This window comes from Haemophilus sp. SZY H68 (assembly GCF_018829685.1).
In the GTDB taxonomy this organism is placed as follows: Bacteria; Pseudomonadota; Gammaproteobacteria; order Enterobacterales; family Pasteurellaceae; genus Haemophilus; species Haemophilus haemolyticus_K.
In genome coordinates this window covers 269819-292943 of the sequence record NZ_JAHKKB010000001.1, presented here as the reverse complement: position 1 = coordinate 292943, position 23125 = coordinate 269819, and the positions used below count along the sequence as shown (strand labels likewise).

General features: G+C 37.0%; 23 protein-coding genes. 9 read left to right on the top strand and 14 right to left on the bottom strand.

Annotation, left to right across the window (positions count from 1 at the left end; genetic code table 11):
* Positions 1 to 140 precede the first annotated feature (140 nt).
* The 6 genes from dnaK (at position 141) to hda (ending at position 6815) form a co-directional block, all read left to right on the top strand.
* Positions 141 to 2048 (top strand): molecular chaperone DnaK, encoded by a 1908-nt coding sequence (gene dnaK, locus KP712_RS01400; protein WP_048954060.1) that lies wholly within the window; start codon positions 141 to 143, stop codon positions 2046 to 2048.
* Positions 2049 to 2281: 233 nt separating this feature from the next.
* Positions 2282 to 2686 carry a GyrI-like domain-containing protein gene (locus tag KP712_RS01395; protein WP_048954061.1) on the top strand — a complete coding sequence of 135 codons (405 nt, stop codon included), beginning with the start codon at positions 2282 to 2284 and terminating at the stop codon, positions 2684 to 2686.
* A gap of 62 nt (positions 2687 to 2748) precedes the next feature.
* Positions 2749 to 3897: a molecular chaperone DnaJ gene (dnaJ, locus tag KP712_RS01390; protein WP_048954062.1), complete on the top strand. Its 1149-nt coding sequence runs from the start codon at positions 2749 to 2751 to the stop codon at positions 3895 to 3897.
* Between the two features lie 179 nt (positions 3898 to 4076).
* Positions 4077 to 4703: a uracil phosphoribosyltransferase gene (gene upp, locus KP712_RS01385; protein WP_215770476.1), complete on the top strand. Its 627-nt coding sequence runs from the start codon at positions 4077 to 4079 to the stop codon at positions 4701 to 4703.
* A gap of 105 nt (positions 4704 to 4808) precedes the next feature.
* Positions 4809 to 6050 carry an NCS2 family protein gene (locus KP712_RS01380; RefSeq protein ID WP_140449797.1) on the top strand — a complete coding sequence of 414 codons (1242 nt, stop codon included), beginning with the start codon at positions 4809 to 4811 and terminating at the stop codon, positions 6048 to 6050.
* 69 nt (positions 6051 to 6119) lie between these two features.
* Positions 6120 to 6815: a DnaA regulatory inactivator Hda gene (gene hda, locus KP712_RS01375; RefSeq protein ID WP_048954064.1), complete on the top strand. Its 696-nt coding sequence runs from the start codon at positions 6120 to 6122 to the stop codon at positions 6813 to 6815.
* Positions 6816 to 6843: 28 nt separating this feature from the next.
* Here the strand turns inward: hda and yciH are convergent, their stop codons facing one another.
* The 14 genes from yciH to purB form a co-directional block, all read right to left on the bottom strand.
* Positions 6844 to 7164: a stress response translation initiation inhibitor YciH gene (gene yciH, locus KP712_RS01370; RefSeq protein WP_048954308.1), complete on the bottom strand. Its 321-nt coding sequence runs from the start codon at positions 7162 to 7164 to the stop codon at positions 6844 to 6846.
* 7 nt (positions 7165 to 7171) lie between these two features.
* A complete protein-coding gene (pyrF, locus tag KP712_RS01365; RefSeq protein WP_048954065.1) occupies positions 7172 to 7864 on the bottom strand; it encodes an orotidine-5'-phosphate decarboxylase in 693 nt (230 codons plus the stop codon).
* 23 nt (positions 7865 to 7887) lie between these two features.
* A complete protein-coding gene (gene lapB, locus KP712_RS01360) occupies positions 7888 to 9078 on the bottom strand; it encodes a lipopolysaccharide assembly protein LapB (RefSeq protein ID WP_048954066.1) in 1191 nt (396 codons plus the stop codon).
* On the bottom strand, positions 9078 to 9371 hold the full coding sequence (locus KP712_RS01355) for a LapA family protein (RefSeq protein WP_048954067.1): 294 nt from the start codon (positions 9369 to 9371) through the stop codon (positions 9078 to 9080). Before KP712_RS01355 ends, lapB begins: the two co-directional genes overlap by 1 nt.
* 81 nt (positions 9372 to 9452) lie before the next feature.
* Positions 9453 to 9734 carry an integration host factor subunit beta gene (locus tag KP712_RS01350; protein WP_048954068.1) on the bottom strand — a complete coding sequence of 94 codons (282 nt, stop codon included), beginning with the start codon at positions 9732 to 9734 and terminating at the stop codon, positions 9453 to 9455.
* Positions 9735 to 9856: 122 nt separating this feature from the next.
* Positions 9857 to 11506 carry a 30S ribosomal protein S1 gene (gene rpsA / locus KP712_RS01345; RefSeq protein ID WP_048954069.1) on the bottom strand — a complete coding sequence of 550 codons (1650 nt, stop codon included), beginning with the start codon at positions 11504 to 11506 and terminating at the stop codon, positions 9857 to 9859.
* Between the two features lie 96 nt (positions 11507 to 11602).
* Positions 11603 to 12280, bottom strand: coding sequence for a (d)CMP kinase (gene cmk, locus KP712_RS01340; RefSeq protein WP_048954070.1), 678 nt, complete (start codon positions 12278 to 12280; stop codon positions 11603 to 11605).
* A gap of 55 nt (positions 12281 to 12335) precedes the next feature.
* Positions 12336 to 13493 carry an amidohydrolase gene (locus tag KP712_RS01335; RefSeq protein ID WP_048954071.1) on the bottom strand — a complete coding sequence of 386 codons (1158 nt, stop codon included), beginning with the start codon at positions 13491 to 13493 and terminating at the stop codon, positions 12336 to 12338.
* A gap of 8 nt (positions 13494 to 13501) precedes the next feature.
* On the bottom strand, positions 13502 to 14824 hold the full coding sequence (locus tag KP712_RS01330; RefSeq protein ID WP_048954072.1) for an MmgE/PrpD family protein: 1323 nt from the start codon (positions 14822 to 14824) through the stop codon (positions 13502 to 13504).
* A gap of 10 nt (positions 14825 to 14834) precedes the next feature.
* On the bottom strand, positions 14835 to 15587 hold the full coding sequence (locus tag KP712_RS01325; RefSeq protein WP_048954310.1) for an amino acid ABC transporter ATP-binding protein: 753 nt from the start codon (positions 15585 to 15587) through the stop codon (positions 14835 to 14837).
* Positions 15588 to 15605: 18 nt separating this feature from the next.
* Positions 15606 to 16277 (bottom strand): amino acid ABC transporter permease, encoded by a 672-nt coding sequence (locus tag KP712_RS01320; protein ID WP_048954073.1) that lies wholly within the window; start codon positions 16275 to 16277, stop codon positions 15606 to 15608.
* A 66-nt stretch (positions 16278 to 16343) separates the two neighbouring features.
* Entirely contained in the window at positions 16344 to 17141 is a 798-nt protein-coding gene (locus tag KP712_RS01315) for an amino acid ABC transporter substrate-binding protein (RefSeq protein ID WP_048954074.1), read from the bottom strand.
* 18 nt (positions 17142 to 17159) lie between these two features.
* The gene (locus KP712_RS01310; RefSeq protein WP_048954075.1) at positions 17160 to 17678 is read right to left on the bottom strand and encodes a GNAT family N-acetyltransferase; all 519 of its coding nucleotides are present in this window, start codon (positions 17676 to 17678) and stop codon (positions 17160 to 17162) included.
* Positions 17678 to 19039 carry an adenylosuccinate lyase gene (gene purB, locus KP712_RS01305; RefSeq protein ID WP_048954076.1) on the bottom strand — a complete coding sequence of 454 codons (1362 nt, stop codon included), beginning with the start codon at positions 19037 to 19039 and terminating at the stop codon, positions 17678 to 17680. Before purB ends, KP712_RS01310 begins: the two co-directional genes overlap by 1 nt.
* A 275-nt stretch (positions 19040 to 19314) precedes the next feature.
* Between purB and KP712_RS01300 the strand changes: the two genes are divergently transcribed.
* The 3 genes from KP712_RS01300 to KP712_RS01290 all read left to right on the top strand — a co-directional run bounded on the left by KP712_RS01300 (position 19315) and on the right by KP712_RS01290 (position 23124).
* On the top strand, positions 19315 to 20910 hold the full coding sequence (locus tag KP712_RS01300; RefSeq protein ID WP_048954077.1) for a lactate permease LctP family transporter: 1596 nt from the start codon (positions 19315 to 19317) through the stop codon (positions 20908 to 20910).
* Between the two features lie 68 nt (positions 20911 to 20978).
* Positions 20979 to 21710, top strand: a complete 732-nt coding sequence (locus tag KP712_RS01295) for a (Fe-S)-binding protein (RefSeq protein WP_048954078.1) — start codon at positions 20979 to 20981, stop codon at positions 21708 to 21710.
* A gap of 1 nt (position 21711) precedes the next feature.
* The gene (locus tag KP712_RS01290; RefSeq protein WP_048954079.1) at positions 21712 to 23124 is read left to right on the top strand and encodes a LutB/LldF family L-lactate oxidation iron-sulfur protein; all 1413 of its coding nucleotides are present in this window, start codon (positions 21712 to 21714) and stop codon (positions 23122 to 23124) included.
* Position 23125: the final 1 nt, after the last annotated feature.

Here is a 23125-nt window from a genome sequence, read left to right as displayed (position 1 = left end):
AATCACCGCACTTTAAGAAATAAAAAATTTTTAAAATTTTCTCTTGAAATGCGAAAGAATATCCACATCTTACAATTCGTAATAAATGGGTCTAAAAGCCCTCCCCCCCCGAATTTTAAAATTTTTACTAGGAGTACAAAATGGGAAAAATTATTGGTATTGACTTAGGTACAACAAACTCTTGTGTAGCTGTAATGGACGGCGACAAAGCGCGCGTAATTGAAAATGCAGAAGGCGCACGTACTACCCCTTCAATTATTGCTTATACAGATAATGAAACCTTAGTCGGTCAGCCAGCAAAACGTCAAGCAATCACTAACCCAAAAAATACATTATTTGCTATTAAACGTTTAATTGGTCGTCGTTTTGAAAGCGAAGAAGTTCAACGTGATATTAAAATTATGCCTTTCGAAATTACTCGTGCTGACAACGGTGATGCTTGGGTAAATGTAAAAGGTGATAAGTTAGCACCACCACAAATCTCTGCTGAAGTATTGAAAAAAATGAAAAAAACCGCAGAAGATTTCTTGGGTGAATCTGTAACAGAAGCAGTAATTACGGTTCCTGCATATTTTAACGATGCACAACGTCAAGCAACTATCGATGCAGGTAAAATTGCAGGCTTAGATGTAAAACGTATCATCAACGAACCAACAGCTGCTGCGTTGGCGTTTGGTTTAGGTTCAAGCAAAGAAAACCAAGTGATCGCGGTTTACGACTTAGGTGGTGGTACATTCGATATTTCAATCATCGAAATTGATAACTTTGATGGTGAACAAACTTTCGAAGTGTTAGCAACTGGTGGTAACACTCACTTAGGTGGTGAAGACTTCGATAACCGTGTAATTGATTACATTATTGATGAGTTCAAAAAAGAACAAAACATCGATTTACGTAATGACCCAATGGCATTACAACGCGTAAAAGAAGCAGCAGAGAAAGCAAAAATTGAACTTTCATCAGCGCAATCTACTGAAGTAAACTTACCTTATATCACTGCAGATGCGACAGGCCCTAAACACTTAGCATTAAATATAACTCGTGCAAAATTAGAAGCATTAGTAGAAGATTTAGTGGCAAGCTCAATTGAGTCTTTGAAAGCTGTATTAAAAGATGCAGGTAAAAGCGTGAGTGAAATTCACGATATTATCCTTGTGGGTGGCCAAACTCGTATGCCACTTGTTCAACAAAAAGTTGCAGAGTTCTTTGGTAAAGAAGCTCGTAAAGATGTTAACCCTGATGAAGCGGTGGCAATCGGTGCGGCAGTTCAAGGTGGTGTATTAAAAGGTGATGTGAAAGACGTCCTTTTATTAGACGTTACTCCGTTATCACTTGGTATCGAAACCATGGGTGGTGTGATGACCACTTTAATTGAGAAAAACACAACGATTCCAACCAAAAAATCGCAAGTATTCTCAACAGCGGAAGATAACCAAAGTGCGGTAACCATTCACGTTCTTCAAGGTGAACGTAAACGTGCATCAGACAATAAATCTCTAGGTCAATTCAATCTAGAAGGTATTAATCCTGCACCACGTGGTATGCCACAAATTGAAGTAACATTTGATATCGATGCAAACGGCGTAATCAACGTATCTGCAAAAGATAAAAATACGGGTAAAGAGCAACAAATTCGTATTCAAGCATCATCCGGTTTATCTGATGAAGAAATTCAACAAATGGTACGTGATGCAGAAGCAAATGCTGATGCAGACCGTAAATTTGAAGAAGTTGTTCAAGCGCGTAATCAAGCAGATGGCATTGCTCACGCAACACGTAAACAAATTGCAGAAGCTGGCGACGCATTGAGTGCTGCAGATAAAGAGAAAATTGAAGCTGCAGTCGCTGAGCTTGAAACAGTAGCAAAAGGTGAAGATAAAGCAGAAATTGAAGCGAAAATTGAAGCGGTAATTAAAGCCTCTGAACCATTAATGCAAGCAGCTCAAGCAAAAGCTCAACAAGCTGGTTGCGAGCAACCACAACAATCATCAGCAAAAGATGATGGTGTGGTAGATGCGGAATTTGAAGAAGTGAAAGATAATAAATAATTCACCGCTCTTCTTAGCATAAACAGGGGGCGTGGAAACACGCCCTTTTGGCGTATATAAATGATCCCCCTCTTTAGAAAAGAGGGGGTAGGGGAGATTTGATAGCGATATCAAATTTTCTTATGAGCTAAATTTACTTCTGCCAAATCTTCCCCCGCCCCTCTTTGCTAAAGAGGGGAATATGTTATAAGCGGTCAAATTTACCCAGAGTTTTGTAAATTTAAGGAATAGTTATGCCACTTACACTTTATCCACTTGCTACAATTCGTACGCATAACACAAAGGAAAATCCTGCTGAAAAGATTGGACAGCTTTGGCAGAATAATTTTGTAAAATTGCCTCAAAATGCCCCTTATTATGGTGTTTATCTGAATTACGAATCGGATTTTACGGGCTATTATGATGTTGCTGTTGCTCAAGAAAGTAAACCTAAAGGCAGTTTTTCAACCATTGAAATTGAAGATCTGACTTGGTATGAAATCTTCCCCACGACTTATGAATCAGTAGTTCAAACGTGGCAACGCATTTGGAATAAAGAAAAGCAAGGCTTATTAAAACGCGCTTATAAAGTGGATTTTGAGAAATATTATCCAAATGGAAAAGTGGATATTTACATTTCAATTTGCCCACATTGCTAAAAATAGCAAATGTAAGCGGTCAGAAATGACAAAATATTTGCAAATAAAAATACGGAAACACTATGGCAAAAAAAGATTACTACGAAGTCCTTGGATTGAAAAAAGGGGCGAGTGAGAATGATATTAAACGTGCGTATAAACGTTTAGCGTCTAAACATCATCCGGATAAAAACCAAGGCAGTAAAGAAGCGGAAGAAAAATTTAAAGAAATTAATGAAGCTTATGAAGTATTAGGCGACGATCAAAAACGCGCAGCTTATGATCAATATGGTCATGCAGCCTTTGAACAAGGTGGTGGCGCAGGTGGTTTCGGTGGCGGCTTTGGTGGTGCTGATTTTGGTGATATGTTTGGTGATATCTTTGGCGATATTTTTGGTGGCGGTGGCCGTGGTCGTCAGCGCGTTGTTCGTGGCGAAGACTTACGCTATGACTTAGAAATCACTTTAGAAGAAGCCGTAAAAGGTACAACTAAAGATATTCAAATTAACACCCTTGCACATTGTGATAGCTGTGGTGGTTCTGGGGCTGAAAAAGGTTCTAAAGTGGAAACTTGTCCGCATTGCCACGGTTCTGGTCGAATTCGTCGTCAACAAGGCTTCTTTGTATCTGAAAGTGTTTGTCCAACTTGTCATGGTAGTGGTAAGAAAATTGAAAAACCTTGTCGCAGCTGTCATGGTGAAGGGCGTGTGCATAAGAAAGAAAATCTTTCAGTAAAAATTCCTGCAGGTGTAGATACGGGCAATCAACTTCGCTTAGCAGGCAAAGGTGCTGCGGGTGAAAATGGCGCGCCAGCTGGAGACTTATATGTTGTGATTCACGTGAGAGAACATAATATTTTTGAACGTGACGGTAACAACTTATATTGTGAAGTACCAATTAGCTTTGCTACGGCAGCGCTTGGCGGTGAAATTGAAGTACCGACCTTAGATGGCCGAGTGAAACTTAAAATCCCAGCTGAAACGCAAACGGGAAAATTATTCCGCATGCGAGGCAAAGGTGTCGCATCGACACGTAGTGGCTATGCGGGCGATTTGATTTGCCGTATTGTGGTAGAAACACCCGTTAATTTAACCAGCGAACAAAAAGAATTACTTCAAAAACTTGAGGAAAGTTTACAAGGTAAAGATTTAAGTAAACATGCTCCAAAATCTTCAGGATTTTTGGACGGTGTGAAAAAATTCTTTGATAACTTGGGTAAATCTGACAAATAAAGATAATGAAAAAGTCCGCATTTTGCGGACTTTTTGCTTATAGCCTATCCAAATTATTATCGCTGTCCCTATTCCATTCTTGGTATTCTTTAAAATATTTTCATAAATTGCTACCTTTTTTCTTTTTTTTAATCTAGAATTCGTCAATTTGTTTTTTAAATGCCAAAAGGAGAGTAAACATGAAACTGGTTGAAGTAAAACACCCACTTGTTAAACACAAATTAGGTGTGATGCGTGAAGCTGAGATTGATACAAAAAAATTCCGTGAACTGGCAACAGAAATCGGTAGCCTATTAACCTACGAAGCAACGTCAGATTTAGAAACTGAAAAAGTAACGATCAACGGTTGGAATGGCCCAGTAGAAATCGACCGAATTAAAGGTAAAAAAGTAACGGTTGTCCCAATTTTACGTGCAGGTTTAGGTATGATGGATGGTGTACTTGAACATGTACCAAGCGCACGCATCAGTGTTGTGGGGATCTACCGTAATGAAGAAACCCTTGAACCAGTCCCTTACTTCCAAAAATTAGCTAGCGATTTAGAAGAGCGCCTTGCCATTGTTGTTGATCCGATGCTTGCAACGGGCGGTTCTATGATTGCTACCCTTGATCTTTTAAAAGCAAAAAGTTGTAAGCATATTAAAGTATTAGTTTTAGTCGCTGCGCCAGAAGGTATTAAGGCTCTTGAAGCGGCACATCCCGACATTGAACTTTACTGTGCTTCTATTGATAGCCACCTAAATGAACATGGTTACATTATTCCGGGTCTCGGTGACGCGGGTGATAAAATTTTTGGGACTAAATAATCCCAAAACAAAAGACGGTATTCATGCCGTCTTTTTTCGGTGCATGAAATATTAAAAATATATTGACCGCACTTTCAGTTAATTCAAACAGAGAGTTGAAACTAAATGACACATCAAAATTCTTCCGTGGTAGAAAACCAGAGTAAACTTAAACAATCTTTTGTTGGCCTACAAATGCTCTTCGTCGCATTTGGTGCGCTCGTTCTTGTACCATTAATTACTGGTCTTGATTCCAATACAGCATTATTAACTGCTGGCGTTGGCACCCTACTCTTCCAACTTTGCACTGGCAAACAAGTTCCTATTTTCTTAGCCTCATCTTTTGCCTTTATCGCACCGATTCAATATGGTATTCAAACATGGGGGATTGCAACCACTATGGGGGGATTAGCATCGGCGGGTCTTGTATATTTAGCACTAAGTATATTGGTAAAATTACGTGGAACTGAAGCATTACAACGCATTTTCCCACCGATTGTTGTAGGCCCAGTGATTATTATTATTGGGATGGGGCTTGCCCCTGTGGCAGTTGATATGTCATTAGGCAAAAACAGTGTTTATGCTTATAACGACGCTATATTAGTTTCAATGGTAACACTCCTCACTACTTTATCTGTAGCAGTCTTTGCCAAAGGATTGATGAAACTCATCCCAATTATGTTTGGTATTACTGCGGGCTATATTTTATGCTTATTCCTTGGTTTAATTAATTTCCAACCAGTGATTGATGCGCCTTGGTTTAGCTTACCAAAATTAACTGCGCCTGAATTTAACCTAGAAGCTATTCTTTATATGTTGCCAATTGCTATTGCACCGGCGGTAGAACACGTTGGCGGTATTATGGCGATCAGCTCAGTTACCGGTAAAGACTTTTTAAAAAAACCAGGATTACACCGCACTTTATTAGGCGATAGCTTAGCAACTGCAGCTGCATCTTTAGTGGGTGGCCCACCAAATACAACTTATTCTGAGGTAACTGGTGCCGTAATGTTAACCCGAAATTTCAATCCTAATATTATGACATGGGCTGCCGTTTGGGCTATTGCAATTTCATTCTGTGGAAAAGTAGGCGCCTTCCTATCAACAATTCCAACTATTGTAATGGGAGGAATTATGATGCTTGTTTTCGGTTCAATTGCAGTGGTGGGCATGAGCACTTTAATTCGTGGAAAAGTTGATGTTACCGAAGCACGTAATCTGTGTATTATTTCTGTCGTCATGACATTTGGTATCGGCAATATGTTTGTAGATGTGGGCAATGTATCACTAAAAGGTATCAGCTTATGCGCAGTTGTTGCTATCATCTTAAACCTTGTTTTACCGAAAGCAAAAAATGAAGTAGAATAAGAGTTATTTTAAAAGGGTTAAATCCCAATTTAGCCCTTTTCTTACTTATAATCTGTAATATATAAATATTTGAATAAGCAGCTTCCCTTACCTATTCATCAAATTGATGATGCCACATTAGAAAACTTTTACAGCGATAATAATCTTTTATTGCTCGATTCTTTACGCAAAAATTCATCTGAGTTAAAACAACAGTTTTTCTATATTTGGGGAAATAAAGGTTCTGGAAAAACTCATCTGCTTAGAGCATTCAGTAACGAATATTTAATCAATCAACGTACTGCTATTTATGTACCGCTCAGAAAATCTCAATATTTTTCTACCGCGGTTCTTGAAAATCTAGAACAGCAAGAATTAGTGTGTCTAGATGATATACAAGCCGTGATCGGCAATGACGAATGGGAATTAGCTCTTTTTGATCTATTCAATCGAATTAAAGCGAGCGGAAAAACGCTTTTGCTTATTAGTTCAGATAAATCGCCTTCTGCACTTTCTGTAAAATTGCCTGATTTGAACTCTCGCTTGACTTGGGGGGAAATTTATCAATTAAATTCCTTAACTGACGAGCAAAAAATTAGTGTGCTACAACATAACGCTTATCAACGAGGAATTCAATTACCCGATGAGACGGCTAATTTTTTACTTACACGATTAGCTCGAGATATGCACACATTATTTGAAGCACTTGATCTACTAGATAAAGCCTCGTTGCAAGCACAAAGAAATCTTACGATTCCTTTCGTTAAAGAAATTTTAAATCTTTAACAAAAAAGGCGCTAATGCGCCTTTTTAATCATCCACCTGATAATTTAACGGTAAACCCTTTTTGCTCTAACAATTGCTTGAGCAAATCACGCTTTTCGCCTTGAATCTCAATCATTCCATTTTTAACTGAGCCACCACATCCACAACGTTTTTTTAATTCAGCCGCTAATTTTTTCAATTCCTCATCAGATAAATCTAAACCAGTTATAACCGATACTCCAGCACCTTTTCTACCACTTGTTTGTTTTTGGATACGTACAACACCGTCTCCTTTTGGGCGCACTAAGGAAACCTTTTCCTCTTTAATTCGCCCCACATCAGTTGAATACACTAAAATAGAATCTGACATCATTCTCTTACCTAATAGACGCGTTAATAGAACGAAGAACCTCTACTGGATTATCAGCTTTAGTAATAGGACGCCCTATTACTAAATAATCTGAACCAGCACGAATCGCAGCAGTAGGAATCATCACTCGTCTCTGATCACCAAAATCAGCCCCAATTGGACGAATACCTGGGGTCACTAATTTAAAGTCTTCTCCACAAGCGTTACGTAAAATTTTAACCTCTTGCGGAGAACAAACTACCCCATCCAAGCCTGCGCGTTGGGTTAAATGAGCTAAGCGTAAAACTTGTTCCATTAGCGATGCATTAATCCCAATTTGTAATAAATCCAAATCTTCCATACTGGTTAATACCGTCACAGCAATAAGCAATGGCGCATCTTTCCCATAAGGTTCAAGAATTCTCTTAGCTTCTTCCATCATTCGTAGCCCACCGCTGGCGTGCAAATCGACCATCCATACCCCCAAATCAGCAGCAGATCGGACCGCTCTTGCTACCGTATTTGGAATATCATGATATTTAAGATCTAAGAAAACATCGAAATTACGTTGATGTAATTGTTTTACAAAATTAATACCAAGTGTAGTAAACATTTCTTTACCCACTTTTAATCGACACAAACTCGGATCAATTTGATCAACTAAAGCAAGAGCATCTGATTCTTTCTCATAATCCAATGCCACAATAATTTTGTTTGTCATAATGTTACCTCACAGAGTATCAATTAATTATGTTCTTGACTTGAAACTGGTTTAATACTTTCCCATTGACGGCAAGATGGACAATTCCACAACAACTTGTGAATTTGATAACCACAATTTGTACAACGATAAGCTGACGTTTGCTTAATTCGTTCCCCCACCATTTTATGTAATAAAATTAGACTTTCTTTTCCACGTCCGTCTTCTGCCTCATCAATTTGATACTGCATAAAACGATGGAAAATTAAAGTACTTGGCTTTTTCGTGAGTTGCTGATAAAGCTTAGCTTGAGCAGCAGGTTTTCCATCTTTTTCTTCAATTAATTTAACTAGGGCTAACTCTACCTCATCATTATTAGTAATTTGGCCAGCACGAATTAAGAATAACTCAAAGTTATCTAACTGATTTAATTCTTCATAACAATGTTTTAAAGGTGACAAAATTTCACCCGTATAATCTGGATTTTGCTCCAAAACATTTTCTAGTATTTTTGCTGCTTGTTGATATTGACCTTCAAGCATTTCTAAATTTGCGAGTAATAAAGAAGCACGGACACAAGAAGGAGAAACCAACAAAGCCTTTTGTAAAATACTGCATTTTTCGACCACACTTTCAGGCTCTAAACTTTGTGAATATTCACAATAACATTGCGCAAGTTCAATATTATTCTCTTGTGGTTTGATTTTTGCGAGTTTTTCAGCAATATTAACCGCTTTTTTCCATTCTTTAGTTTTCTGATAAATCACTAAAAGTTGCTGCAAAGCATTTTCTGCAAATTCAGGTTCATCCACTAGTAAAATATAAAGACTTTCAGCTCGGTCAAAAAAACCAACCGTCATAAAATCTCGAGCAAGCTGCTGCTTAGCGAGCAGTTTTTGTTCAAAAGTATAATTTTGGCTACGATCTAAAGCCTGATGAATGCGAAGAGCACGATCAACTTCGCCTCTAGAACGGAATAGATTGCCAAGAGTCAGTTCAGCTTCAAATTGGGAGTGGCTTTCGATTTCATTTTCGGCTTCTTGCTTTTGTAGCATATTCAAAAATAGATCTACAGCCTTATCAGTTTGATTGGAAAGTAAGAAGTTTACCCCCGTAACATAATCTCGGGAGAGTTTATTACTAATGTCATCTTGATCTTTCTTTACACTACGCTGCCCCATGTACCAACCATAGGCTGCAGCGATAGGCAATAGTAGAAAGAGTAATTCTAGCATTAGACAGCCTTATCGCGGGTAGTCGTTAATTCATGAAGTTGTAATGTTTGACGTTTAACTTGGCGCGCTAAAACTATATTCTTGAATTTTAATTTTAAATAGAAAAATCCACTAATTAACCAACCAAGAATTAACCCAAAACCAAATAAAATTGCGACAAGTGTAGAAAGTTGAAGCTGACTTTCTGCCACAATATAGTTAAAGATTATTATTTGATCGTTATTGGCTCCAACAGTAATCGCAACAAGTACAATAGCAATAACAATCACAAAACCTAAAATATACTTAATCATAATTCCCCTCTCAACTTACGCCACTATTATGCCAAACTTTCTAATAAAAAACGACACTTACGCGCCGTTTGTACTAATGAACTATAAACAATTTACTCGTTCTTTTAATTCTTTACCCGCCTTGAAATGTGGCACTGATTTCTCATCTAATTTTACTGAATCACCTGTTTTGGGATTACGTCCTAAACGAGGCTGACGATAATGTAACGAAAAACTACCAAACCCACGAATTTCAATACGATCACCATTTTCGAGAGACTGAGACATAAACTCAAGAATATCTTTTACAAAATTTTCAATCATTTTCAGAGGTAACATTGGATGCTTTTCTGATAATTTTTCGATAAGTTCTGATTTAGTCATCGTCTTTTCTCCCCTCATATTATTCAAATTAAGATCTATTGCTAATACATTATTTCAATACATTAGCAATAAGCCCTAACAAATAAGGCTGGACATGAGCCCAGCCTTATTATGTAAATTAATTATTCACCTTTAGCTGCTTTAAATGCTTCAGCCATTGCGTTTGGAATAGCAACTTCTTCTTGTTTGTTATTCACATTTGCAACTGCTGCAGCTTCTTCAGCTTGATCTTTTGCTTTCACTGATAAGTGAACGATACGAGATTTACGATCTACACCAGTGTATTTAGCTTCAACTACGTCACCTGCAGTAACTTCATTTGTTAAATCAGCTGCGCGAATATAACCTTCAACGCCGCCCGCTAATTCAACTTTAGCACCTTTTGCATCTGCTTCAACTACTGTTGCTGATACTACAGCACCTTTTTTGTTAATTGCTACGAAGTTATTGAATGGATCTTCTTCAAGTTGTTTGATACCTAAAGAGATGCGCTCTTTCACTGCATCAACTGCTAATACTACTGCAGAAACTTCGTCACCTTTTTTGTAGTTACGAACTGCTTCTTCACCTGATACATTCCAAGAAATATCAGATAAGTGAACTAAACCATCGATACCACCTTCAAGACCGATGAAGATACCGAAATCAGTGATAGACTTGATTTTACCAGTTACTTTATCGCCTTTATTGTGAGTTTCAGCAAATTGAGTCCATGGGTTAGCTTTGCATTGTTTTAAGCCTAAAGAAATACGACGACGTTCTTCATCAATTTCTAATACCATTACTTCTACAGTATCGCCTAAGCTAACAACTTTAGATGGATGGATATTTTTGTTAGTCCAATCCATTTCAGAAACGTGAACTAAACCTTCAACGCCATCTAAGATCTCAACGAAACAACCATAGTCTGTTAAGTTGGTCACTTTACCAGTCAATTTGCTGTTTACTGGGTGATTTTCAGCAATTGCGGCCCATGGATCTTGACCTAATTGTTTTAAGCCTAAAGATACACGAGTACGATCTTTATCAAATTTTAATACTTTAACAGTAACTTCATCGCCAACATTCACGATTTCGCTTGGATGTTTAACACGTTTCCAAGCCATATCTGTGATATGTAATAAACCGTCAACACCGCCAAGATCAACGAATGCACCGTACTCAGTTAAGTTTTTAACGATACCTTTAACTTCTGAACCTTCAACAAGGTTTTCTAATACTTGTTCACGTTCTTGGCTGTTTTCAGATTCAATCACTGCACGACGAGAAACAACAACGTTGTTACGTTTTTGATCTAATTTGATTACTTTGAATTCTAATTCTTTACCAAGTAAATGATCTGCTTCACGCGCTGGACGAGTATCAACTAAAGAACCTGGTAAGAATGCACGAACACCGTTTAACTCAACTGTGAAGCCACCTTTCACTTTGCCGTTGATTAAACCGATAACGGTCGCTTTTTCTTCGTAAGCTTTTTCTAATTCAATCCAAGATTCGTGACGAACAGCTTTCTCACGAGAAAGTTTAGTTTCGCCGAAACCATCTTCAACTGCATCTAATGCAACATTTACAGTATCGCCAACTTGGATTTCAAGTTCGCCTTGTGCATTTAAGAATTCAGCAACTGGGATTGCAGACTCAGATTTTAAACCTGCATCAACAAGCACAAAGCCTTTTTGGATAGCTACTACAGTACCGCTAACGATTGAACCTTGACGAGTTTCAAGGCCTTTTAATGATTCTTCAAAAAGTTGAGCAAAAGATTCTGACATATAAATAATCTTCTTAATTTAAGTTAATAACATCCACATTAAAATCCATAAAATGCGGGGTTGAGGATAAATGTTTATTCTTCCTTGAACAAACAGTTAAATCGAAACTGATACCTTTTCTTGAATATAAGCTAACGCCTGATCAATAACTTCACCAATACTCAACGTTGTGCTATCCAATAACAGAGCATCATAAGCCGGTTTTAGAGGCGCAACCTCTCGATTTCTATCACGAAAATCACGCTCTTTTATCTCGGCTAAAATCTGCTCAAAGTTACCATTTATTCCTTTATTTTGCAACTGTTTATAACGTCTTTTTGCACGTTCTTCAGCACTCGCATCTAAAAATAACTTCACTTGAGCATTTGGAAATACCACAGTGCCCATATCTCTACCATCAGCAATTAATCCATCATTTTTCGCAAAATCTTGCTGAAGTTGTAGCAAAGCTGACCGCACTTCTGGAAACACAGCGACTTTAGATGCGGCATCAGCGACTTCTTGAGTGCGAATTAAATGGCTTACATTCATGCCAGCAAGCAAAATATTCACCTCGCCATTTTGAGGAATAAATTGAATATCTAAGTGACGAGCTAATTCAGCTAGCGCCGACTCATTTGTTAAATCAGTTTTACGTTGTAATGCTGCTAATGCTGTAACACGATAAATCGCTCCACTATCCAACAACGCATAACCTAGCTTTTCAGCTAAAGCGTAACAAAGCGTCCCCTTCCCAGCACCGCTCGGACCATCAACAGTAATAATCGTTCCCATGCTACTTATCTCTTACTTAATTATGACAATTTATCGTATTATAGAGATAAACGAGTCATTTCGCTAAAAATTCTTTTGCTAACTCATATAAGTAATAAGCGGTTGGAAACAACACCCTATCATCTACACGGAATTTAGGGTGATGTAATGCATAAGGCCCACCTGAACCTATCATAACAAATACACCTGGCACTTCTACTTGATAAAAAGCAAAGTCTTCGCCAATGGGACTTGCTTCCACAATTTTAGTCTCAAATCCAATAGCACCTGCTACATTTAAAACAAAAGGAACCAACTGCTCATCATTATTTACAGAAGGCGGGCCAGCATGCCAATCTAGTTCTATTTCAACATCAAACGCAGTCGCAATGCCTTGCAATAACATACGTAAACGCTGTTCAATCTGAGTTCTTACATTCGCATTAAAACTTCGAACAGTTCCTTCTAAATAAGCATTGTCAGGGATGACGTTCCAAGTATTACCACTTTCAATATGAGTTATGGAAATAACCGCATTTTCATTAGCCGGAATATTTCGACTGATAATAGTTTGAACAACACTAATAATCTGAGCAAGTACTACTATGGGATCTTTACCATCCTCTGGGCGAGCCGCATGAGCTCCCTTTGCTAAAATACGAATTTCAAAACGATCCACTCCTGCTGTTAATGCATGTGACTTGGTACCTACTGTACCTACAGGCAACGTGGGATCATTATGTAAACCAAAAATAGCATCTACATTTTGTAAAGCACCAGACTTTAATACGTTCAATGCACCTAAACCTGTTTCTTCTGCAGCCTGAAACAATACTCTAACAGTCCCCTCTAATTCATTTTGATGCTGTTTTAATAAAATTGCAGCACCAAGTGCAGCTGACATATGAAAATCATGTCCACAGGCATGCATAATACCAACTTTTTTTGAGCTAAATTCAACACCTGATTCTTCCTCTATTGGTAATGCATCTATATCTGCACGCAGCATTACGGTTTTTCCAGCTTTAAGGCCTTTAATCTCTGCCACTAATCCTGTTTGAAGTGGAAATGGTAAAATATCAATATGATGTTTTTCTAAAACTTCCCTAATTTTCGCCGTTGTTTCAAATTCTTCATTGGAAAGCTCTGGATATTGATGGCGTTCTTGACGAAATTGACGTAAAAAATCTGCCAAGATTTGATATTGTTGTGTCAATTGATTTAATTTTTCCATATTACATCTCATAATATTGATTGATAAGCTTGAATAAAATCCTGAATATTAATTCCATTTTTTAAATTGCTAATATCTTGATAAAGTTGCTGAGATAAGGAATTATTACCTATAGCTAACTCAAGTTTCTCTTTTAATTGAGTATTGGAATAAGGGTTCATAGGACTTCCTTTTGGAAAATTAGAACTAGCCTCTAAAATAGCCCCATTTTTTAACTGTACTCTAATTTTCACTTTTTTAGGATTTACTTCATTATTTTGATAAGTTCGATGAATTTTAGACATAACCTCGCAAATACATGGTTCAACTTGAGACTGCTCAAAATGTTGAAAATCCAATTTTTTATTTAGCAAAATTGAAGCTAAAATATATTCTGCAGAAAATTTTCCCTGGCTAGCAATATCTACTTTTTGATAAATTAATGCAGCATCTGAGTTAACATAAAAACAAATCTCAATTTGAAGAATATCACTTATATTTGAAATCTTATTTCTTAACTTATAAGAAATATCAGCAATTCCTGCTGCGGCTGAACAATAAGGATAATTTTTAAACCAAAGCTGATGAATTTGCCAATTTTTCTCCCAATCATATCCCCAGTCTTCAACCGAACATTGGTCTCCAAATAACATAAAAAAACCAATTTTTTCATCAAATGGATTTTGTGGTAAAGACAAGCTTGTTTTAATCCAATCAATAGATTGAATCGCATTTTGTGCAGCAATTCCTGCATGTAAAGCCTTAATAGGAGAACCAAATACAAAACGCATTCCTGACGATTGTGTTGCAGCCAATGAGATAGCATCAGATAGAAAAAAATATTGGTGTAAATAGCCTATAGCACAAGTTGCGGCAATTCCTCCTAAAGTGATTGTGCTATGCCATCCCCTGATATAGAGTTTAGGATTTAGTATCTGCCCCAAACGAGCCATAACCTCTACACCAATAACATAAGCAGTTAAAAAACGCCTACTGTCAATTATCTGTATACTTTTATCAATGCTGGCAAAAAGCGCACTTAAAATCACAGATGAAGGGTGTCCACGTACAGTCGCATGCACATCATCATAATCTAAGTAATGTGCTTGAAAACCGTTAAATAAGGCCGCCTGTCTTGCGGTCACTAACTGTTTTTGTCCAATTAACCATGCCTTCTTATTTCCTCCCTCTAGCATAATCCAATCTTTAAATTGTTGTAATTCAACTTGATTTTTAGCTTGGAGTGAAGAGGCAAAATAATCTACAACCCCTCTTGTAGCCTGTTTTAATGTATCTTGTTCATTAATTAAGGGGGTATTTAGAATTTTATTTGCCAATTCTTGTGCATTCATTCCCCTCCCCCTAAATATAAAATTCAATGGGATCTGAAAATTGCTTTACAAAACGTTTTGTTTGTTCTTGCTTAGGAAAATCAATAAGCTGCTTAGCAGGTCCTTGTTCTATGATGTTTCCATCTGCCATAAAAATAATACGATCAGCCACATGTTTTGCGAATTCCATTTCATGAGTAACAATAACCATTGTAATTTTTTGTTTAGCTAACTGTTGTATCACTTGTAAAACTTCATTTACACGCTCTGGATCCAACGCAGATGTAGGCTCATCAAAAAGCAAAACTTTAGGTTTTACAGCCAAAGCACGAGCTATCGCAATACGTTGTTGCTGCCCTCCCGAAAGCGTAATAGGATACTGGTGGGCCTGCTCGGAAAGTCCGACCCGTTTTAGTAAATCCAAACCTAATTTTTGCGCTTCAATTTTACTCATTTTCTGATTAACCAACGGTGTTAGTGTAATGTTCTCAAGTGCAGTTTTATTTTTAAATAAATTATAACTTTGAAACACCATTGCTGATTGATGACGTAATGAGACTTCATCCTGACGAGAATGCCCTTTAACATCAAACTCTTTAGATGCTATTTTAATTTTCCCTTCATCAGGTTTTTCCAATAAATTTAAACACCGTAATAAAGTAGATTTCCCTGATCCTGAAGGTCCAATAATTGCGACAACCTCCCCTTTTTGAATAGATAAATCAATTGATTTTAATACTGTATTTTTTCCAAAGGATTTTGAAAGTTTTTCAACAGAAATCATTGTAGTCATAATACATCCTTAACGTTTATAAGGGGAAGATAAAGCCACTTCTAATCGTTTTTGGGCCCAAGAATAAAGAACAACCACAAGCCAATAAACAATACCTACAGCTAGATAGGTTTCAAAGAATTTATATGATTCTACCGTTAATAACTTACCTGCAGCTAATAATTCTGGCACCCCAACAAAGAATGCTACTGATGAATCCTTTAATAAAGAAATAAACATATTCCCTGTACTTGGTAAGGCATTAACAAAAGCCTGAGGTAAAATAATATGACGATAAACATTTATAAGAGATAATCCCATCGCCATACCTGCCTCTTTCTGACCATTGTCTACAGACTCTAAACCTGCTCGAAAAATTTCAGCCAAATAAGCTGAATATTTCAAACTAAAACAAAGTAGTGCAGCGTTCATTGCTGACATTTCTTTTAAACTAGGAAATAACTGTGGTGAACCATAATAAATGATAAATAACAACACTACCGTTGGCATCCCACGAAACAATGAAATATATAAAGCAAGTACCCCATCTATCATAAAACTTTTATTCACACGAATTAGAGCAATAAATAAACCAATAAAAATTGCTATAAAAATTGACACTACCGCAATAAATAATGTAGTTGGCAAATATGAAATAATATTAGGAAAAACTGAAATAAAATATACAAAATCAAAACTCATATATAATCCATTAGGTAAACCCAAGAAATATCCTATCAAAAACCGGGAGGTTGAACCTCCCAATTCTTATTTATCTGATGCAGTAATATCCTCGCCATAATATTTAATAGAAAGCTCTTTTAATTTCCCACTTTCTTTTAATTTTTTTATAGCTTGGTTAAATTCTTTACGTAGTTCTTCTCCTTTTTCATTTTTAGCAAATGGAAATGCTACTTCTTCAATTACTAATGGTTCTCCTACTAATTTAAATGGTAAATTACCGCGTTTAATCTCAGCCAATAAGATTGGTTTAGAATTTACATAACCATCAACACGTTTATATACCAAATCATACATTGCCCCATCGCGAGTTTCATAAGTTTTCACATTTACTTCATTATTAGGAAAGCGTTTCTGCAAATTTTTCAAATGATTAGAACCCAATACCCCTGAAATCGTTTTTCCTTTAAAATCATCCAAAATATTAATTGTGCTATTATCTTTATGAGCTACAAGTTGACTACCATAATAACTGTAAGGTTGTGTAAAATCATATTTAGTTTTACGCGCCTCAGTTACTGCGACTGCATTAGCAACAGTATCTAAACGGCCTGAATCAAGTTGGCCCATAAGTCCTGAAAATTCAGCTGTCGTCCATTCAATGGTATAGCCTAATTCTTTTGCTATTGCCTCAGTTGTCTCTACATCAAACCCAACTAATTTACCATTCTGTTTAAAACCATTTGGATAACTTTGTCCAGTAGATCCTATTTTTAATATCTTAGGTGAAACTATCTTTGAACTATCATTGTCCTTATCATTACAACCAGCTAAAACAACTGTTGTTGCTAAAATAGTGAAAAGTGCGGTATGTTTTAAAATCATTTTTAACTCCTTATTTAATTAATGATGATGTTTTTGATACTCTTGAAATAATGTTGTGTTTAAAATTTTTCGATAATAAATTGTCGTATGATCATCGGTTAAATTTGCTTTACCAATTTCTTCAAAACCTTGTTTTATATAAAAGGAATTTAACCAAGGATGATTTTCTGCCGTACCTAGTGTCACAAAAGGCACTTTAAGTTGCTTTAATAAAATATTCTCCTCTGTCCACTTTATAAGCTCTACCGCTAGACCTTGCTTTTTATAATCTGGATGAGTTGCCAACCAGCCAATATGAGGTACACCATAAGGTCCTGGATTATTCCCCCAAGGCAAACGTAAACTAATAGAACAAACAAGATTGCCATCAATAAATCCACCAAAGACTAAATTAGCGCATAAATGCTGCTCAATTTCAGACTTAGAAACCGTTGATGCAGAAAAATGAATTCCTAAAGCTAATATAGGTTGATAAGCACGATGTAATAAACTTTGATATGATTCAATATCAACAAGCGTTAGTGTTCTAATATCCATTAATCTAATAACCCCGATAGCTCTGCATAACGAATAACGATATCTACTTTATCTGGAGCACTTCCTAAATAATTTTGTGGAACAAGCCATTCTGTTATTTCAGACTCATTAAATTCTTTCTTAATAATAGGGTTTTCTAACAATACATCTTTAAATGATCGAGCTTCTTCAAAAGCTTTCATTGAACATTCATATACTAAGCTATGACTACTTTGTTTTCCTAAACGTTTACCTAATTCAAACATCACTTTTTCAGAAAGAAGTAGCCCATTCTGCAACTCCAAATTTTTTAACATTTGCTCAGCATTCACTTTCATTCCGCGTAAAATAGATAAACCAATTTGTAATTGAGCTGAAAGATAAATATTCATCTCAGGCAAAGCAATCCACTCTGCTCGCCAACTCATGGCATCACGTTCGTGCTCAACTCTCATTGATTCATGAATTAATGCAACACTTTTAAAAATAGGTGAGGTAAGGCTAGCCATTCCCTCTAATGCAGCAGGATTCCGTTTATGAGGCATTGTTGATGAACCAATTTTTCCACTAGAAAAAGGCTCCTCAATTTCATTAATCTCTGTACGCATTAAGTTGTAAAACTCATTAGCAATTTTACCCAACGTTCCACTGATTAAGGCTACAACCGAAGCATATTCAGAAAAGCGATCCCGTGCGGCTTGCCATCCGATATTCGGTGCATTTAATCCTAATAATGCTAATGCTCTCGCTTCCACTTCAGGACCTTTTTTACCAAATGATGCATAAGTACAGATCGCACCACTAATATTGCCGACCAACACACGATCACGAATCTCATTTAAACGTTGCAAATGGCGAACAAATTCATCTAACCACACCGCTAATTTAAAACCAAATGTTGTTGGTAAAGCTTGCATTCCATGAGTCCGCCCCACCATAGGTAAATATTGATATTTTTTAGCTAATGTCTTTAATTCTTGCGCAACAAGACGTGTATCACGTAGTACAATCTCAAAAGCTTCTTTTAACTGAAGCACTGTTGCCGTATCAACAATATCTTGTGTTGTCGCACCATAATGAATATATTCCCCAGCATCACCGGATTGACGCTGTAAAGCATTAATGGTCGCCATAAAAGTATGTCTTAAGCGAACAGCTTCCTCTGCAAGTTCATTAAAATTAAGCGCCTCAACCTTCACCAATTGAGCAATTTTATTTGCCGCTTCTGATGGAATAACCCCTAATTCCCCCTCAGCTTTTGCTAAAGCAATTTCGACTTCAATTTGCTTACGAAAACGATTTTCCTCTGACCATATAGATCTCATCTCAGGAGTACCAAAATTATTCCCCAATGTAAGAAAATCAATTACATGTGCTGCCATTTTGCTTCCCTTTTATAAAATAACTAATTTGGAATGACGATGATTCTATAAATCTTTTATCTCCCCATCTAATAATTAATCCCCACATCATATTCCATTTTAGTCTATTAAGATTTTAATCAGAGAAGATTGGTAATAAAAATGTAAAAAATGAAAATAAAATGTTAATTTTTATGAGATATTGATCACATTTTCCCCAAAGAGGTATATTCTTTTATGCCTAAATCCATACAATGCACAAGTCTTTTTTATTATAAATTTAAGGATATTTTCTAATGTCTTTTGTTCTGAGTATTTTTCCTATTGTTTTGCTGATTTATCTAATGGTAAAACGAAATGCCTTGCCTTCTTATGTCGCATTACCTTGGATTGCAACATTAGTAATGGGTGTCCATCTTCTTCACTTTAATACCGATATTGTCACAATTAGTGCCAATGTTGTTTCCGCTATTATTGCTGTACAAACCCCAATTACAGTTATTTTTGGCGCGATCTTATTTAATCGCTTTTCAGAAATTTCAGGTGCGACAGATACCATGCGTAAATGGCTAGGGAATATTAATCCCAATCCTGTAGCTCAATTAATGATTATCGGTTGGGCATTTGCTTTTATGATTGAAGGAGCAAGTGGTTTTGGTACACCTGCAGCCATTGCGGCACCTATTTTAGTCGGGCTAGGTTTTCATCCATTAAAAGTCGCCATGTTGGCACTAATCATGAACTCCGTCCCAGTCTCTTTTGGGGCTGTGGGAACGCCTACATGGTTTGGTTTCGGTCCACTAAAACTATCAGAAGATATAATTTTGGAAATTGGTTCTATTACAGCATTTATCCATTCTATTGCCGCATTTATTATTCCATTATTAGCATTACGAGTCTTAGTAAGTTGGAACGATATTCGTAAAAATATTCTATTTATCTATATCAGTGTCTTTGCCTGTGTCATTCCTTATTTCTTACTTGCCCAAGTTAATGATGAATTTCCATCATTAGTAGGCGGAGCAATTGGTTTATTTATTTCTGTATGGGCTGCAAATCGCAATATTGGCTTAACAAAAGTAGAAAATAGTCTGGATAATAATGCGGTAACAACTAAGCAAGTAATGAAAGCATTATTCCCAACAGGTTTATTGATTGCATTCCTAATCATTACACGTATCCATCAATTACCTTTCAAAGCAATGATGAATGACGCTACAATGTGGTTCTCAACAACCCTAGGATCATTAGGTACATTTGAAATTAGTAAAGGATTAATCTTTACCTTAAAAGATATTTTTGGTTCTGATGTATCATCAAGCTACAAATTGCTTTACGTACCAGCGTTAATTCCATTTGTAATTACAGTTTTAATTGCAATTCCTATATTTAACGTCTCAATTAGCAATGTTAAAAACGTTTTTACTTCAAGTTTACAACAATCAAAAAATCCATTTATAGCCTTAGTGGGAGCCTTGGTTATGGTGAACTTAATGTTAGTCGGAGGTGAACACTCCATGGTGAAAATTATTGGTCGCACCTTTGCAGAAATATCCGGCAGTAACTGGACAATTTTCTCCTCTTTCTTAGGGGCTATAGGGGCATTCTTCTCTGGATCAAACACCGTATCTAACCTAACATTTGGTAGTGTTCAACTTTCTACAGCGGAAACAACAGGAATTTCAGTAGCGCTAGTCCTAGCTTTACAATCTGTTGGAGGCGCAATGGGAAATATGGTATGTATTAATAATATCGTTGCTGTCAGTTCAGTATTAAATATTTCTAACCAAGAAGGTACCATTATTAAGAAAACCATTATCCCTATGATGATTTACGGTATTATTGCGGCACTCTGTGCGCTTTACTTAGTACCTTTACTTTATAATCTATAAATTTACTTGGAAAAATGACCGCACTTTTGCGGTCATTTATTACTTTTCTCTTATTGGAGTGATTAAAAATGAACGTAAATTTCTACGTAACCTGCATTGCAGACGTAGTAAAAAGTGATGTGGCCAAAAACACCGTTTTACTGCTTGAGAAACTTGGTTGCAATGTTACTTTCCTTGAAAAACAAGGTTGTTGTGGGCAGCCTGCATTAAATAGTGGCTATACAAAACAAGCTATCCCTGGCATGAAAAACTTAGTCGAAACCTTTGAAGTAAATGATTACCCAATCGTAGCACCTGCCGGTTCTTGTGTTTATGCGATCAAAAATTATCCCAACTACTTCACTAACGCAGGGGAATTAGACTGGGCTAAACGAGCCCAAAAAGTAGCTTCACGTTTCTGTGATTTAACCGATTTTATCGTGAATAAACTTGGAATAACTGATATTGGTGCCTATTTGCCAGGTAAAGCGGTTTATCACCCTTCTTGTAGTCTTACACGTAAACTGGGCATCGTAAATGAACCTATCGCACTGTTAAAAAATGTGAAAGGATTAGAACTACTTCCTATTCATAATCAACAAACCTGCTGTGGCTTCGGTGGGACTTTCTCTGTGAAAATGGCAGAGATTTCTGGCGAAATGGTGAAAGAAAAGGTTGAGCATATTGAAGAGGTTGAACCACAATATTTAATCGGTGCAGATGTAAGTTGTTTATTAAATATTGGTGGTCGTTTACAACGCGAAGGCAGCAAGATTAAAGTGATGCATATTGCGGAAGTATTAATGCAAGGGGAGAAATAAGATGTCATTAAAAACCAGTAATCTTCCTTTTAAAGCGCGTGTCGATCATGAAGTGCACAACACTATCATGCGTAAAGCGGTAGTGAAAGCCCAAGAAACTATTGGGGCTAACCGTCAAAAAATGGTGGACGAATTAGGTCATTGGGAAGAATGGCGTGATTTATCTAAACAGATTCGTAACCATGTTTTAGCTAATTTAGATGCTTATTTGTATCAATTGAGCGAAAAAGTGATGGAAAATGGCGGTAAAGTGTATTTTGCTGAAACGGCCGAAGAAGCGAGTGCTTATATTCGCAAAGTTGCATTAGAGAAAAATGCGAAGAAAATCGTAAAATCCAAATCCATGGTGACTGAAGAAATCGGTTTAAACGAAGTGCTTGAAAAAGAGGGCATGCAAGTGATCGAAACCGATTTGGGTGAATATCTATTACAAATTTCAGGTGATAAACCATCCCATATCGTTGTGCCTGCAATTCACAAAGATCGTCACCAAATCCGCAAAGATTTATCTGAAAAACTCGGCTATGAAGGTGAGGAAACGCCTGAAGATATGACGCGTTTCGTACGTGAAAAAATTCGTCAAGATTTTTTAGAGGCTGATATCGGTATCAGTGGTTGTAACTTTGCTGTAGCGGAAACCGGCTCAGTTTGTTTGGTGACAAACGAAGGTAACTTACGTTTAGCGACGACCTTACCAAAAACACATATTGCCGTGATGGGAATGGAGCGTTTAGCGCCAACTTTCCAAGAGGTGGATGTGTTAATTACGATGCTTGCTCGTAGTGCGGTAGGTGCAAAATTAACTGGTTATAACACTTGGTTAACTGGTCCTCGTCTTACTGGTGAAACTGACGGTCCTGAAGAATTCCATTTGGTTATTGTGGATAATGGCCGTTCAGATATTTTAGCGTCTGAATTCCAAGAAGTTTTACGTTGTATCCGCTGCGGTGCTTGTTTGAATACTTGTCCGGCATATCGTCAAATCGGTGGTCATGGGTATGGTTCTATTTACCCAGGTCCAATTGGTGCAGTAATTTCTCCATTACTAGGTGGCTATGATGAATTCAAAGAATTGCCGTATGCTTGTTCATTATGTAACGCGTGTAATTCTGTCTGCCCGGTGCGTATTCCATTAGCACAGTTAATCTTAAAACACCGTGAGAAAATGGTAGAGTTAGGTAAAACTCCTGCGATGGAACGTTTATCTATTTTTGGTTTCACCACAGCCAATGCTAACCCAACGCTATGGAAAACAGGTGTGAATATCGGTGCGAAATTAGCGGGTAAGCTGATCAAAAATGGGAAAGCACCAATTACATTTGGGGCATTGGGTGAATGGACAAAAGCACGAGATTTACCACAAGCAGATGGCGAAAGCTTCCGTCAATGGTTTAATAATAGAGAGAGAGGGTAAT

What these genes read in the sequence shown, in the direction of transcription:
- KP712_RS01325 (WP_048954310.1), bottom strand. Translation starts at nt 15,587, where the DNA reads ATGATTTCTGTTGAAAAACTTTCAAAATCCTTTGGAAAAAATACAGTA.
- KP712_RS01380 (WP_140449797.1), top strand. Translation starts at nt 4,809, where the DNA reads ATGACACATCAAAATTCTTCCGTGGTAGAAAACCAGAGTAAACTTAAA.
- KP712_RS01320 (WP_048954073.1), bottom strand. Translation starts at nt 16,277, where the DNA reads ATGAGTTTTGATTTTGTATATTTTATTTCAGTTTTTCCTAATATTATT.
- KP712_RS01300 (WP_048954077.1), top strand. Translation starts at nt 19,315, where the DNA reads ATGTCTTTTGTTCTGAGTATTTTTCCTATTGTTTTGCTGATTTATCTA.
- pyrF (WP_048954065.1), bottom strand. Translation starts at nt 7,864, where the DNA reads ATGACAAACAAAATTATTGTGGCATTGGATTATGAGAAAGAATCAGAT.
- KP712_RS01350 (WP_048954068.1), bottom strand. Translation starts at nt 9,734, where the DNA reads ATGACTAAATCAGAACTTATCGAAAAATTATCAGAAAAGCATCCAATG.
- purB (WP_048954076.1), bottom strand. Translation starts at nt 19,039, where the DNA reads ATGGCAGCACATGTAATTGATTTTCTTACATTGGGGAATAATTTTGGT.
- KP712_RS01330 (WP_048954072.1), bottom strand. Translation starts at nt 14,824, where the DNA reads ATGAATGCACAAGAATTGGCAAATAAAATTCTAAATACCCCCTTAATT.
- KP712_RS01335 (WP_048954071.1), bottom strand. Translation starts at nt 13,493, where the DNA reads ATGGAAAAATTAAATCAATTGACACAACAATATCAAATCTTGGCAGAT.
- cmk (WP_048954070.1), bottom strand. Translation starts at nt 12,280, where the DNA reads ATGGGAACGATTATTACTGTTGATGGTCCGAGCGGTGCTGGGAAGGGG.
- lapB (WP_048954066.1), bottom strand. Translation starts at nt 9,078, where the DNA reads ATGCTAGAATTACTCTTTCTACTATTGCCTATCGCTGCAGCCTATGGT.
- dnaJ (WP_048954062.1), top strand. Translation starts at nt 2,749, where the DNA reads ATGGCAAAAAAAGATTACTACGAAGTCCTTGGATTGAAAAAAGGGGCG.
- KP712_RS01290 (WP_048954079.1), top strand. Translation starts at nt 21,712, where the DNA reads ATGTCATTAAAAACCAGTAATCTTCCTTTTAAAGCGCGTGTCGATCAT.
- KP712_RS01295 (WP_048954078.1), top strand. Translation starts at nt 20,979, where the DNA reads ATGAACGTAAATTTCTACGTAACCTGCATTGCAGACGTAGTAAAAAGT.
- KP712_RS01395 (WP_048954061.1), top strand. Translation starts at nt 2,282, where the DNA reads ATGCCACTTACACTTTATCCACTTGCTACAATTCGTACGCATAACACA.
- dnaK (WP_048954060.1), top strand. Translation starts at nt 141, where the DNA reads ATGGGAAAAATTATTGGTATTGACTTAGGTACAACAAACTCTTGTGTA.
- upp (WP_215770476.1), top strand. Translation starts at nt 4,077, where the DNA reads ATGAAACTGGTTGAAGTAAAACACCCACTTGTTAAACACAAATTAGGT.
- KP712_RS01355 (WP_048954067.1), bottom strand. Translation starts at nt 9,371, where the DNA reads ATGATTAAGTATATTTTAGGTTTTGTGATTGTTATTGCTATTGTACTT.
- KP712_RS01315 (WP_048954074.1), bottom strand. Translation starts at nt 17,141, where the DNA reads ATGATTTTAAAACATACCGCACTTTTCACTATTTTAGCAACAACAGTT.
- rpsA (WP_048954069.1), bottom strand. Translation starts at nt 11,506, where the DNA reads ATGTCAGAATCTTTTGCTCAACTTTTTGAAGAATCATTAAAAGGCCTT.
- yciH (WP_048954308.1), bottom strand. Translation starts at nt 7,164, where the DNA reads ATGTCAGATTCTATTTTAGTGTATTCAACTGATGTGGGGCGAATTAAA.
- KP712_RS01310 (WP_048954075.1), bottom strand. Translation starts at nt 17,678, where the DNA reads ATGGATATTAGAACACTAACGCTTGTTGATATTGAATCATATCAAAGT.